Origin of the sequence: Variovorax davisae (assembly GCF_030316845.1) — a bacterium.
Classification (GTDB): Bacteria; Pseudomonadota; Gammaproteobacteria; order Burkholderiales; family Burkholderiaceae_C; genus Variovorax; species Variovorax davisae.
In genome coordinates this window covers 1-11,817 of record NZ_JASZYS010000030.1, presented here as the reverse complement: position 1 = coordinate 11,817, position 11,817 = coordinate 1, and the positions used below count along the sequence as shown (strand labels likewise).

The following is an 11,817-nucleotide window of genomic DNA, read 5'->3' as shown; positions in this document are numbered from 1 at the left end:
CATGGGCGAGATCACGGCGGCGAGCCAGGAGCAGACCACCGGCATCGAGCAGATCAACCAGGCGATCACGCAGATGGACCAGGTGACGCAGCAGAACGCGGCGCTGGTGGAGCAGGCCTCGGCCGCGGCGCAGTCGCTGCAGGAGCAGGCCGGCAACCTGTCACAGGTGGTGGGCGCCTTCAAGCTCGAGAAGAGCTACGGCTGAGCCTAGACGTCGGCCTCTTCGTCCTTCTCCGGATGCGCTTCGCTGAAGCGCCGTTCGGCCGCCGTGAGGTGGGTGGTGAGCACGTGCGAGATCAGGTTGATGCCGAGGCCGGCGAACAGCGCCGGCAGCAGGTAGAGCGCCACCCGGATCTCCGAGACGAAGAACACGTCGTCCGCCAGCGATGGCGTGACGGCGGCCAGGGTGGACAGCCGCTGCAGGAAGTAGACGTTGACGGCCGCGATCGCGACCAGCGAGAAACCCAGCGCCAGCACCGTCCAGCGCGAGATCGCCTGCTTGAAGATCATCACGGCGTAGAGAGTGAAAGGCAGCACCACCGAGACCGCCACCATCAGCCAGAAGATCGTTTCCGTGAAGACAGAGTTGCTGATGCGCATGGCGGGAACCTCGAGAAGGGCGGTGCTGGCAAGGGACGCGGACGCGGCGTCCGCGCGATTCTCGCCGCTGTCGCCGAGCGCCATCAATGCGGCTTCGCCGGCGCCTTCTTCTTGTCGTCGCCGCCGAACAGCCTTTCCATCTGCTGGCCGATGCGGGCACCGATCGCGGTGCCGACGCCCGGCAGTACGGCCGAGCCCACGGCGGCCCCGGTCAGCGCGCCGCCGGTCAGCGACAGCTCGGGCGCATCGAGCGTGCCACTGACCTTGAGCGGCACGCCGACCACGCCGTCGACCAGGTCGACCGCCAGTTCGCCGTCGAGCCGGCGGTTGTGCACCGTGGCGCTGCCGCTGGCGGTCAGCAGGCCCGAGCGCGCCTTGACGGCGCTGTAGCGCAGCACCGTGCCGTCCTCGCCGGCCTGGGTGTCGAGGGTGCCGCTGAGGCTGTCGAGCGCGGTGCGGCCGCCGCGGCTGGTGCCGGCGCTGCGCACCGCCCGGGCGAGGTCGAAGCCGTTCAGCGCCGCGGGCGCCACCGTGAAGCGGGTGCGGGTGTGCAGCCGCCGCAGCAGGTCGCCCGCATCGGCGCCCTCGGCGTCGACCGTGGTCTGGCCGCCGAGCTTGCCGTCGACCGCCGCGTGGCGGTCGAAGCTGCGCAGCAGCGTGACGATGTCGACCCCCCGCGGCTCGAGCTCGGCGCCGAGGCGCAGCCGGCCGTTGTCCAGCACCTGCAGCACGGTGCTGCCGTTCCAGGTGCCGCCGCCGACGTCGATCAGGGTGCGCCAGCGGTCCTGCCCGCCCTCGCGCTCCAGCCGCAGGCGGGCCGGCGGCGTGATTCCGGCGCGCCGCAGCTCGGCCTCGCGCGGGCGCCAGGCCGGATCGAACAGCACGTCGGCGTCGTAGGCCAGCGCGATCTGGCGGCGGTCGATCCAGACCACGTCGCGCAATTGCAGGCGCGCCAGCGGCACCTCGGCCAGGGTCCAGGCGGCGCCCGCCAGGAGGCCCGGCGCACCGGCGCCTTCCGGGTTCCAGCGCCCGCGGAAAGCGCGCACCGAGGCCCGCGGCAGCACGGCGCCCTCGATCTCCAGCGACTCGACCGCAATCCGGCGCGCCCACAGCGCGGCCAGCTGCGGGCGGATGACGACCCGGCGCGCGGTGATCGGTGCCGGCTGCTCGGTCGCCAGGTCCGACAGCACGACCACCGGCGAGGGCCGCAGCGACCAGTGGGCCGCCCCGACCTTCAGACCGATGCCGGATGCCTTCTGGAAGCGGGCGCCGACTTCGGCCGCCAGCTCGTCGTCGGAGGGCAGCCACCGGTTGAGCAGCAGCGCGCCCCCGCCCAGCAGGAGCGCTGCCGCGGCGGCGAGTCCGGCGAGCCATCGAAGGGGTCGGGTCATGCCGCCAAGCTTCCCTCCGCGCGGCCGCGCGCGCTGTCAGCCATGGGCGCGTTTACGCCCTGCCGGCCGGCGCGGCCTTGTCGCTATAGTTTTGACAATCCCGACACGGAGCTTTTTCATGCGCATCTGGAAGAAAGACATCTCGATCGAATCCCTGACCCAGAGCCACGCGAACACCGCGGTGGCCTTGCTGGGCATCGAATTCCTGGACATCGGCGACGACACCATCCGCGCCCGCGTGCCGGTCGACCACCGCACCGTGCAGCCCTACGGCATCCTGCATGGCGGGGTCTCGGTGGTGCTGGCCGAGACCCTGGGCTCCTGCGGCGCCCACTACTCGGCGCCCGAGGGCGAGCGCGCGGTCGGGCTGGACATCAATGCCAACCACATCCGCGCCGTCACCTCGGGCTGGGTCACCGGCACGGCGCGGCCGGTGCACCGCGGCCGAACCACGCAGGTCTGGCAGATCGACATGCACAACGACGCCGGTGACCTGACCTGCGTCTCGCGCATCACCATGGCGGTGCTGGCCCCGAAGGCCGGCTGACGCCCTCCCGGCGCGCGCGCCGACCAAGAACAACAACCGAGGAGAAGAAGACATGAGCGATTCCTACCTGCCGCGCTGGCGCAAGGTGTCGGCCACCGCGGGCACCGTCGTCGCCCCCGACGAGCGGCTGCCCTGGCCGCAGACGGCCGCGATGGGCGTGCAGCACGTGATCGCGATGTTCGGCGCCACCGTGCTGGCGCCGATCCTGATGGGGTTCAACCCCAACATCGCGATCCTGATGAGCGGCATCGGCACCCTGCTGTTCTTCTTCATCACGGGCGGGCGGGTGCCGAGCTACCTGGGCTCCAGCTTCGCCTTCATCGGCGTGGTGATCGCGGCCAGCGGCTATTCGGGCACCGGGCCCAATGCCAACCTGGGCGTGGCGCTGGGCGGCATCATCGCCTGCGGCGCGGTCTACCTGCTGATCGGCGTGCTGGTGGCCTTCACCAACGAGCGCCGCACCAAGGCGGCGCCGGTGCGCGGGCTCGAAGGCCTCGAGGTGGAGGAGGTCGAGCAGGACGTCGCCGTGCACTGGATCGAGCGGCTGATGCCGCCGGTCGTGACCGGCGCGGTGGTCGCCGTGATCGGGCTCAACCTGGCGAGCGTGCCGATCAAGAACATGGCGCCGACCGGCTTCGACACCTGGATGCAGGCCGTGACCTTCCTCAGCGTGGGCCTGATCGCGGTCTATGCGCGCGGCATGGCGCAGCGGCTGCTGATCCTGATGGGCCTGATCGCCGCCAGCCTGGTCTACGCCGTGCTGACCAACGGCATGGGGCTGGGCAAGCCGATCGACCTGGGGGCGCTGGCGGCGGCGCCCTGGTTCGGGCTGCCGACCTTCTCGAAGCCGGTGTTCGAGGTCAACGCGATGCTGTTGATCGCGCCGGTGGCGATCATCCTGGTGGCCGAGAACCTGGGCCACCTGAAGGCCGTGGGCGCCATGACCGGCCGCGACCTGAACCCGATGCTGGGCCGGGCCTTCATCGGCGACGGCGTGGCGACCATGGTGAGCGGCGCGGTCGGCGGCACCGGCGTCACGACCTACGCCGAGAACATCGGCGTGATGGCCGCGACCAAGATCTATTCGACCGCCATCTTCGTGGTGGCGGCGCTGATCGCCCTGGTGCTGGGCTTCAGCCCCAAGTTCGGCGCCCTGGTGCAGGCGATCCCGCTGCCGGTGATGGGCGGCGTGAGCATCGTGGTGTTCGGCCTGATCGCGGTCGCGGGCGCCAAGATCTGGGTCGACAACAAGGTCGACTTCTCGCAGAACAAGAACCTGATCGTGGCCGCCATCACGCTGATCCTGGGCACCGGCGACTTCACGCTCAAGTTCGGCCAGTTCGCCCTCGGCGGCATCGGCACCGCGACCTTCGGCGCGATCCTGCTGTATGCGCTGCTGAGCCGCGCGCGCGACTAGACAAAAAAAAACCCCGCGCAATGGCGGGGCCTTGGAGGCTGCGCAGCCCCGCAGGGCTGCGCAGTGACTTGCTTCAGGGGGCCGGGATCTTGGTCGAGAAGCCCTTCAGGTACAGCACCTGCTGGGCGCTGGTGCCGGAGAGCTGGAACAGGTTGACCTTGGTGCCGGTGTTGTAGAGCCAGGGGCCGTTGGCGACCAACTGCGCGCAATGGTCGTCGGCCAGGCTCTCCTGCGAGCAGTAGATCTTGGCCTTGCGCGTCGAGCTGACGAAGTCGACCCGGTCCTCGAACGCCACGCCATTCAGCGAAGAACCGAAGGCCGTGAGGGCCACCGGGGCGACCGCGCCTTGGGGCACGGTCCAGCCGTCGAGGTCGCCGTCGGCGCTGAAGTCGATCAGGCTCGGCTCGCTGGCGCTGGGCGCGTCGAAGACCAGGGCCTGGGCCGGTGCGATGCCCTTGATCTCTTCGCGCAGCTGGGGCGTCAGGTCGGCGAACTTGACCAGCCGGGCTTCGGCGATGGTCGGCACCCGCGTGATCATGCGATGCGTCTGCGACGCGGTGCTGCCGTCGGCAAAGGTGAAGTCGACCGTGAACGCGCCCTGCTCCGGCAGCTGCCGCAGTTGCTCGTCGCTCAGCTGCGGCGCCAGGAAGTAGGCGCCGGGCTCGATCGCCTGCGGGCTGCCCGACCGGGCGGCATCGCGGAAGCCCGCGGCCAGCCGCAGCAGCGTGGTGGTGGCCGAGCCTGTGCCGTCGACCTTTTCCAGCTGCAGGTTGGCGTTGCCGGCACCCGGCTTGTAAGTGTAGCTGACGCCGTTCGGCGCCTTCACCACCACGTGGTCGATCGGGCTGCTGTTGCCGTTGTTCTGCTTCGGGATCGTGACGTCGTACGACACGCTGAGGTAGTTGAAGGCGGGCGCGCTGACGAAGTCCCGGTCCTGCACGGTCGGCGAGACGCTCACCGAGTAGTTGTACTGGTTGCCGATCAGCTTGAGGGTGCCGCCGACGTCGCGCGCGACGATGGTCTGGTTCTGCACCGCGCCGGTGCTGTCGGTGCTGCGGTAGCTCAGCACCTGGTCGCCGTTGGAACGGAAGAACTGCTGCTCGCCGCGGTCGTACTTGAGGCCCGTGGCGCCGGGGCGGAACAGGCCGGCGAAGGCGCCCTGGTTGCTGCCGTTGCGGCCGACCTTGCTGCCGTTGCTGAGGTAGCTGGCCGGGTTGTCGTTGACGAACAGGGTGCGGCACTCGGTGGCGATGACCTCATCCGGACCGCCCGTCACGGCGGTGGTGTCGTTGGCCGCGGTGACGCGCTTGCTCAGCGGCAGCGCGAAGCACTGGGTGAGGCGGTCGAACAGCGAGGCCACGGCCAGCGAGGCGCCTGCCGGCGCGAGCGTCGCGGTGGCGACCGACTGCGGCAGCGCCGGCAGGGTCGCGTCGCTGCGGAAGCTGATCGAGACCGGGGCGGCGTCCTCGGTGGTGGGCACGGCCTTGACCGTGATCTCGATGTTGGCGCCCGCGCCGTCGGGGCGCACGCTGACCGCGATCGAGTCCAGCAGCCGGTCGTGGCCCGAGCCGTCGGCCGTGAAGGCGCCGCTGATCGGGTCGACGGCGTCGCCCAGCAGGGTCAGCAGCGGCTTCAGCGCGGCGACCAGCTCGGCCACCTGCTGCTTCACCGTGCTGTCGGTCACGGTGTCGGGCCGGGTCGCGATGGCACCCGCCAGGCTGGCCGGGTTGCCGTCCGGCGACAGCCGCGAAACGATGATGGTCGTCAGCGGCGTCACGTTGACGTTGCCGCCGGTGGCGCTGGCGGTCGTGCTGTAGAGGGTCAGGTCGTCGCGGGCGGCCGTGACCACCAGCGGCGCCTTGGTGTCGGCGGGCAGGGTGCATTCGTAGGCGCCCTTGGCGTCGGTCTCGGTGGTGCACACCGTGACGCCGCGCTGGTCGACCACCGTGACCTTGGCGCCGGCAAAGGCGGCGCCGGTGGCGGCGATGCCGTTGAGCTTGGCGGCGGCCGTGGTGCCGCTGCCGCCGCCGCCGGTGGTGCCCGTGCTGGTGCCCGCGGTGGTGCCGGCGGGCAGGAAGCCGCTACTGCCGCCTCCCCCGCCGCCGCAGGCGGCGAGCGACAGCAAAAGCGCTGTGGACAGGGCAATTCGGCTTTTCGGGTGGGTGCGCAACAAAATCAGACTCCTCGGGTGAAATTCGATCCGCTAACGAACTGTTACAGCGGTCCGACGAGTCTCCCGGCCGGGGGCGGCGCGACGAATAGTGCAATTGCACTAAGCGGGTGCTGGCGCGGGCTGCCGAGCGTGAGGGAAGTCACGCGGCGGCCGATCGATGTGCCGCGCCAAGTGAAACCTGGTGCAAGAAATGTTGTCCGCGGGGCGGTTTGCGGCGCCCTTTTTCCACGCGGAGCCCTGTGCCCGTTAGACTCCAACGCTTTTCGCACCAAGCTTTTCCATGGCAGATGCATCCGCCGCGCGCACCAGGGCGGTATTCGAATTCAAGAGCGCCACGCTGCCGCTCATCGCGGTCATCCTCAAGACATCCGATCTCGAGGTGCTGGCGGAAGCGCTCGACGCCCAGTTGGCGGACTCGCCCGACTTCTTCGAGCAGGAGCCGGTGGTCATCGACCTCTCGCAATTGCCCGAGGAAGACCCGGCCGACGACGGCCAGGCGCTCGACTTCACGGCCCTGCGCGGCCTGCTGGCGCGCCACCAGACCCAGCCGGTGGCGGTGCGCGGCGGCAGCGATGCCCAGAACGCCGCGGCCCGCGCGGCCGGCCTGTCGGTCACCGCGATGCCGGCGGCGCCGGTGCCGCGCCCTGCCCCCGCCGAAGCCCCGGCGCCGGCCCCCGAGGCGCCCCAGATCGTGCGCGAGGTGCCGGTGCCGGCCAACGGCACGCTGGTGATCGACAAGCCGCTGCGCTCGGGCCAGCAGGTCTACGCCCGCGGCGGCGACGTCATCGTCACCGCGCTGGTGAGCTACGGCGCCGAAGTCATCGCCGACGGCAACGTCCATGTGTACGCGCCGCTGCGCGGCAAGGCCATCGCCGGTGCCCGCGGCGACACCTCGGCGCGCATCTTCACGACCTGCATGGAGGCCCAGCTGGTGGCCATCGCGGGCATCTACCGCACGGCGGAGGTGGCGCTGCCGGCCGAGATCGCCGGCAAGTCGGCCAAGATCTCGCTCGACGGCAAGAAAATCGTCATGGAGCCGATCCTGTGATCGGGGCCTGCGCGCCCGGCGACCCAATAACTGAAACGAACGAACGAAGAAGGAATGGCATGGCCAAAATTGTGGTGGTGACCTCGGGCAAGGGCGGCGTCGGCAAGACGACCACGAGCGCGAGCTTTGCATCGGGACTGGCATTGGCGGGCAAGAAGACGGCCGTGATCGACTTCGACGTCGGCCTGCGCAACCTGGACCTGATCATGGGCTGCGAGCGGCGCGTGGTGTACGACCTGGTCAACGTGATCCAGGGCGAGGCCAACCTGAGCCAGGCGCTGATCAAGGACAAGCAGTGCGACAACCTGTTCGTGCTGGCCGCCTCGCAGACCCGCGACAAGGAAGCGCTGACGCAGGACGGCGTCGAGAAGATCCTGAAGGAGCTCACCGAGCAGGGCTTCGACTACATCGTCTGCGACTCGCCGGCCGGCATCGAGACCGGCGCGATGATGGCGATGCACTTCGCCGACGAGGCGCTGATCGTGACCAACCCCGAGGTCTCCTCGGTGCGCGACTCGGACCGCATCCTGGGCATGCTGGGCTCCAAGACCAAGCGCGCCAAGGAAGGCGGCGAGCCGATCAAGGAACACCTGCTGATCACGCGCTACAACCCCAACCGCGTGGCCGGCGGCCAGATGCTGTCGCTGGAAGACATCCAGGACATCCTGCGGATCAAGCTGATCGGCGTGATCCCCGAGTCGGAGAGCGTGCTGCAGGCCTCCAACCAGGGCGTGCCGGCCATCCACGACACCGACACCGACGTCGCCCAGGCCTACAGCGACGTGGTGGCGCGCTTCCTGGGCGAAGACAAGCCGATGCGCTTCGTCGACGCCGAGAAGCCGGGCTTCTTCAAACGCATCTTCGGAAGGTAGCCATGTCCCTGTTTTCCTTTCTGCTCGGCGAGAAGAAGAAGACGGCGAGCGTCGCCAAGGAGCGGCTGCAGATCATCCTGGCCCACGAGCGCGGCGCCCTCGGCGGCAAGCGGCCCGACTACCTGCCGGAACTTCAGCGCGAGCTGATCGCGGTGATCTCGAAATACGTATCGATCAAGGCCGAGGACATCAAGGTGCATCTGGAGAAGCATGACGACCTGGAGGTGTTGGAGGTGAAGATCGAACTGCCGGAAGCGGTGGCGGCTCGGGGGTGAGGACGGTGGCTGGGCTACGACTTTGATCTGCTCGACGGGAAAAAGATGAAGTCAATGCTCAGACGCCTTCGAGGCGAGCCCAAGACCACCGTGTCTTTCCTCGGCCAGACCCTGACCCTTTATCGTCACGGGTCTCAGCTTGGGCTGCTCCTCGGCCTCGCGACCTTCGTCGCCTTCAACTTACCTTGGCATCTCTTTCCGGCCGGCGGTCAGGTGCTTCGACTGCTGACGACCGTCATCGGTTGCTGCCTCGCCGCGACACTGATGGCGTCACGCGCGCCGGCTGAGATGGACGCAGAAAAAACAGCCGCTCGCTGGCTCTGAGCCTGAGTCGGTCAGAAGACAGAGAACCTTCCCTCGAATGGGCGGCTGGTCGCGCGAATTGCGCGTCAGTTGGGAGGAGGCGGGTCAGTACTGGCGTCCGCACAGTTCGTGCTGGCCGATTGGGCGGCGCAGTGAACGTCGATGCTCGCATCGCTCCCCGCTCTGAGCGGTCATCTCCACAATTTTGATGAGATTTCTGGTGCAGCTGTTGCACGGCTCGGATGAAGCCTGGTGGTCACGGTCGCCTTCATGGCAGGATGCGGCCCAGCAGCAGATATCGCGGCGAGTTCGAACTGAAAATCAGATTGAAGGTCACGTTGAGATTCATCATCCTTTCGGCGCTTGCGTTGATGTGCCAGGTCGCGACGGCCGAAACTGTCCAAGTCAAATATCACGGCGTCGTCTCACTCGACGCCTTCGCGTGCGCAGACGTCAGAGAGGGCAGTGACGTTTCGCGCATTTGCTACGACCAGACAGAGCGGTACATGGTCATTCAACTCAGGACGACCTACTACCACTACTGCGAAATCGATGCAGCGACGGTGCAAGGCCTCCAAAGCGCCGGCTCGAAGCGGAAATTCTTCGAAACCCGCATTCGCGGAAGCGGCGCGGACGGCCCATTCGATTGCCGGACACACCCCATCCCCAAAAAGTATCGGCAGTAGATTTCTGGCGTCCGAACTCGGCCTGAGCCGGACGTTCCGGGACGAGCCAGAAATCCATGATTTACAAGCGATACCTTCTATGAAGTTCCACGTAACGCGCGAAGCTTGCTGCTCACAGGACGACCAGCTTGGCCCGCTAGCGTTCGTCTATGAATTGAGCGCGGACACAACCCTTCAGGACCTGACCGAGGCTGTGGTCAGGTCTGGTTTCCTGCAGTTCACGTCAACTCACTCCGTCATGGTGGGGGAACTGGGGAACGACGCCTTGGTTCGCGTGTTTGGCCCTCACTCCGGACGCCCTCAAGGTCCTCAGTACCTGAAGGCGACGGACCTCTTGGTGCGAAATCTCATCGGCTCCGGCGAACTTCACTTTCGATTCGTGTTTGACCTCAAGGGCTGAATGCGGGCCACACCCAGTCACTCGGACACCGTGCTCAAAACCTGTACGACTATCCATGCCAAGGCGCCCGTTGCGGCCAGCGTGCGTCTGCCATGAATCGATGGAGCGCCGTCGAAGAGCTGCAGCGCGAACTCTGTCTTCGGTTGCCCGCAGAATTTTTTGCGGCGCCGCCTACCTGTACGCTCGGCATAGCGTTAAATGTTCGCGATGGCATCCTCCCAATCAATGGTCTGAGGCATCCACCAAGCGCCGGGACCAGCGGTTGGTACATCTGGGCAGGCGAGGAGTTCTCGACTGAGGCCGACTTCTTCAAGCCGCTTCACATCGAGCATCTGGACGGGTGGGCGCCCGAAATAAAGAAATACCTTGGATTGCAACCCGGCTGGCGCTTCTTGATTGCACCGGGATACGAAGACATCTGGTTCGACGAGAAGCTCTTGCGACTCGACGGCGAATAGCAGCGCGGCCTCCTTACACAGCTATGGCACAGTTCGGCCATGAGCGGACGGTCGGCCGTGCCTCGGAATTTGCCACATAGCTGACGTTCGCGGCGCATGCACAACAGTTCCGTCCAGAGGTCGGAATGCGCGGCCCGAAGCGCGTGCACACAAACAGCCATATGAGAACAATGGCGGAATGCCCAGCTCAGCGCCCCTTTCGTTCAATTTTGTGCTCTTCGCCGCCATCGCTGCATTGACCGGGTCGGCCATATCGCTCGTAGTGGGCCTCCTCATTGGCGCGGCGCTCCTCCCGCGCGGCCATCCCGCGGCAGACCGCCTTCGCCAAATCGCTGGCGAGATGCCGCGGTTTGCGCTCGCAGGCTTGGTCTGGATTCCTACCGTTTCGTTCGTCGGCGCCATCGTGTTTTTCGCCCTTGTATAAGCACGCACGATTTGGCCAGGACCAGCCACTCGCCTCCACCTGCTGGATTCAACAACTATGAGCCATCCCGGGACCTTCGCGGACGTCGGCGCTGCACATCCGTACTAGCCATGAAGTGCAGTCAATGCTCCAGTGTCGTTAAAGTTCTCTCCCCTGAGTGGCAAAGGCAGCGTGAGGAAAGCGAGAAGACATGTCCATCGTGTGGTGCGGCGGTTGAGGTTGTTTTCGGTGGAATCAAGTTCGCCAAATGGCTCCTGGTGTCGGGCGCAATCGTGGCCGCCATATCGTTCGCCATGAGGGAGTCGGCGGTTCTGGCTGTATTTCACGGATTCATCGTTGGAGTTCTCGTTGCGTTTTTTCCGAGCATTGAACTACAGCCACGGAAGCACTTCAATTCAGGAATTCGTCATGCACTGAATCGCCCGCGCACTCTCCCAAGCTGGCTCAGTCCACCGGACTGGCTCAAGCTTGTCGGCGGGGCGACGTGGGCCGTTTGTGCGAAGCTGCTTTTGCTCGCCGTCATCGCATTGAGCGTCCCGCCTCCATGGTCGGGAATCTTGCTCATTGTCCTGGGAGGCTTTGGAACCTTGCCGTGGGCGCCTTCCCCTAGCGCATCAAAGGCCGCGAAGCTCGGCGCAGTTTGTCAAGTCGTAGCAGGTCTTGCGATTCTTGTTCGCTACTAGACCTATCTGCTCCGCCTGGCTGCAACCGCCGACGGTCGCATGCGGGCTTCCGGCGCGTGTGCGCACTAACCATGTGGCAGCCAACACCGGTCTTTCATGCTTCGACCCACGCTGAATAGTCCGCGGCCACGAAAATGCACCAATGAAGTACTCGCCAGTTCGAAACGATGACGGTAGCCCGAATATTTCGTCCATCGGGGCCGCGTATGGTTGCCTTGGGCTCGGCGCCTGCGCAGCATTTTTGGGGTTGCGTCTTTGGCTCGAGCCTCCAGTTGCTCCATTCCGCGGCACACTCGCTTGGCTGTATTCCCTCGGAGCAGACCTGTTCGGACCTTCAGGGCCGGCCCTCGTTGTTGGGATGACCGCGGCGCTACTTCTTGGGCTGGGCATGGCGGTCTGGGTCAAGGTGAGAAGCTAGACGTCCCAATTCGGCCGAGGCCGTGTGTAAACGGCTTTGATCGCTGGTATGCAGAACACGCGGCCGTGTGGTCGTCATCAGGCGCCACGGATTCATCCAGTGGTCTCATAGCGCAAACGCAG

Annotated in this window: 12 protein-coding genes and 1 pseudogene; 10 read left to right on the top strand and 3 right to left on the bottom strand. The window is 66.5% G+C overall.

The genetic code is table 11. The annotated features are described in order from the left end of the window. A pseudogene (locus tag QTI33_RS34860) lies at positions 1 to 205 on the top strand (methyl-accepting chemotaxis protein); the annotation flags it as partial. A gap of 2 nt (positions 206 to 207) precedes the next feature. Here QTI33_RS34860 and QTI33_RS34855 read toward each other — a convergent pair. Continuing rightward, positions 208 to 600, bottom strand: a complete 393-nt coding sequence (locus QTI33_RS34855) for a hypothetical protein (protein ID WP_286511298.1) — start codon at positions 598 to 600, stop codon at positions 208 to 210. A gap of 83 nt (positions 601 to 683) precedes the next feature. After that, a complete protein-coding gene (locus QTI33_RS34850) occupies positions 684 to 1,991 on the bottom strand; it encodes an AsmA-like C-terminal region-containing protein (protein ID WP_286511296.1) in 1,308 nt (435 codons plus the stop codon). A gap of 118 nt (positions 1,992 to 2,109) precedes the next feature. Between QTI33_RS34850 and QTI33_RS34845 the strand changes: the two genes are divergently transcribed. Together QTI33_RS34845 and QTI33_RS34840 are read left to right on the top strand one after the other, a co-directional pair. Then, positions 2,110 to 2,538 carry a hotdog fold thioesterase gene (locus QTI33_RS34845; protein ID WP_286511293.1) on the top strand — a complete coding sequence of 143 codons (429 nt, stop codon included), beginning with the start codon at positions 2,110 to 2,112 and terminating at the stop codon, positions 2,536 to 2,538. 52 nt (positions 2,539 to 2,590) lie between these two features. Further along, positions 2,591 to 3,955, top strand: a complete 1,365-nt coding sequence (locus QTI33_RS34840; RefSeq protein ID WP_286511291.1) for a solute carrier family 23 protein — start codon at positions 2,591 to 2,593, stop codon at positions 3,953 to 3,955. A 73-nt stretch (positions 3,956 to 4,028) separates the two neighbouring features. Here QTI33_RS34840 and QTI33_RS34835 read toward each other — a convergent pair whose 3' ends face one another. Further along, positions 4,029 to 6,128: a carboxypeptidase regulatory-like domain-containing protein gene (locus QTI33_RS34835; RefSeq protein WP_286511289.1), complete on the bottom strand. Its 2,100-nt coding sequence runs from the start codon at positions 6,126 to 6,128 to the stop codon at positions 4,029 to 4,031. 280 nt (positions 6,129 to 6,408) lie between these two features. Between QTI33_RS34835 and minC the strand changes: the two genes are divergently transcribed. From minC to QTI33_RS34800, 7 genes are all read left to right on the top strand, one after another. Next, a complete protein-coding gene (minC, locus tag QTI33_RS34830; protein ID WP_286511285.1) occupies positions 6,409 to 7,176 on the top strand; it encodes a septum site-determining protein MinC in 768 nt (255 codons plus the stop codon). 59 nt (positions 7,177 to 7,235) lie between these two features. After that, on the top strand, positions 7,236 to 8,048 hold the full coding sequence (gene minD / locus QTI33_RS34825) for a septum site-determining protein MinD (protein WP_286511283.1): 813 nt from the start codon (positions 7,236 to 7,238) through the stop codon (positions 8,046 to 8,048). Between the two features lie 2 nt (positions 8,049 to 8,050). Then, positions 8,051 to 8,323 (top strand): cell division topological specificity factor MinE, encoded by a 273-nt coding sequence (gene minE, locus QTI33_RS34820; protein ID WP_286511282.1) that lies wholly within the window; start codon positions 8,051 to 8,053, stop codon positions 8,321 to 8,323. Between the two features lie 90 nt (positions 8,324 to 8,413). Next, positions 8,414 to 8,647 (top strand): hypothetical protein, encoded by a 234-nt coding sequence (locus QTI33_RS34815; protein ID WP_286511280.1) that lies wholly within the window; start codon positions 8,414 to 8,416, stop codon positions 8,645 to 8,647. 317 nt (positions 8,648 to 8,964) lie between these two features. Next, positions 8,965 to 9,312: a KTSC domain-containing protein gene (locus QTI33_RS34810; RefSeq protein ID WP_286511277.1), complete on the top strand. Its 348-nt coding sequence runs from the start codon at positions 8,965 to 8,967 to the stop codon at positions 9,310 to 9,312. Between the two features lie 79 nt (positions 9,313 to 9,391). Continuing rightward, the gene (locus QTI33_RS34805) at positions 9,392 to 9,712 is read left to right on the top strand and encodes a hypothetical protein (protein ID WP_286511275.1); all 321 of its coding nucleotides are present in this window, start codon (positions 9,392 to 9,394) and stop codon (positions 9,710 to 9,712) included. A gap of 92 nt (positions 9,713 to 9,804) precedes the next feature. Then, positions 9,805 to 10,170 carry an immunity protein Imm33 domain-containing protein gene (locus QTI33_RS34800; protein ID WP_286511273.1) on the top strand — a complete coding sequence of 122 codons (366 nt, stop codon included), beginning with the start codon at positions 9,805 to 9,807 and terminating at the stop codon, positions 10,168 to 10,170. Positions 10,171 to 11,817: the final 1,647 nt, after the last annotated feature.

Bases quoted from the DNA above. Each gene is read 5' to 3' on its own strand.
- QTI33_RS34855 (WP_286511298.1), bottom strand. From the start codon at position 600: ATGCGCATCAGCAACTCTGTCTTCACGGAAACGATCTTCTGGCTGATG.
- QTI33_RS34850 (WP_286511296.1), bottom strand. From the start codon at position 1,991: ATGACCCGACCCCTTCGATGGCTCGCCGGACTCGCCGCCGCGGCAGCG.
- QTI33_RS34845 (WP_286511293.1), top strand. From the start codon at position 2,110: ATGCGCATCTGGAAGAAAGACATCTCGATCGAATCCCTGACCCAGAGC.
- QTI33_RS34840 (WP_286511291.1), top strand. From the start codon at position 2,591: ATGAGCGATTCCTACCTGCCGCGCTGGCGCAAGGTGTCGGCCACCGCG.
- minC (WP_286511285.1), top strand. From the start codon at position 6,409: ATGGCAGATGCATCCGCCGCGCGCACCAGGGCGGTATTCGAATTCAAG.
- minD (WP_286511283.1), top strand. From the start codon at position 7,236: ATGGCCAAAATTGTGGTGGTGACCTCGGGCAAGGGCGGCGTCGGCAAG.
- minE (WP_286511282.1), top strand. From the start codon at position 8,051: ATGTCCCTGTTTTCCTTTCTGCTCGGCGAGAAGAAGAAGACGGCGAGC.
- QTI33_RS34805 (WP_286511275.1), top strand. From the start codon at position 9,392: ATGAAGTTCCACGTAACGCGCGAAGCTTGCTGCTCACAGGACGACCAG.
- QTI33_RS34800 (WP_286511273.1), top strand. From the start codon at position 9,805: ATGAATCGATGGAGCGCCGTCGAAGAGCTGCAGCGCGAACTCTGTCTT.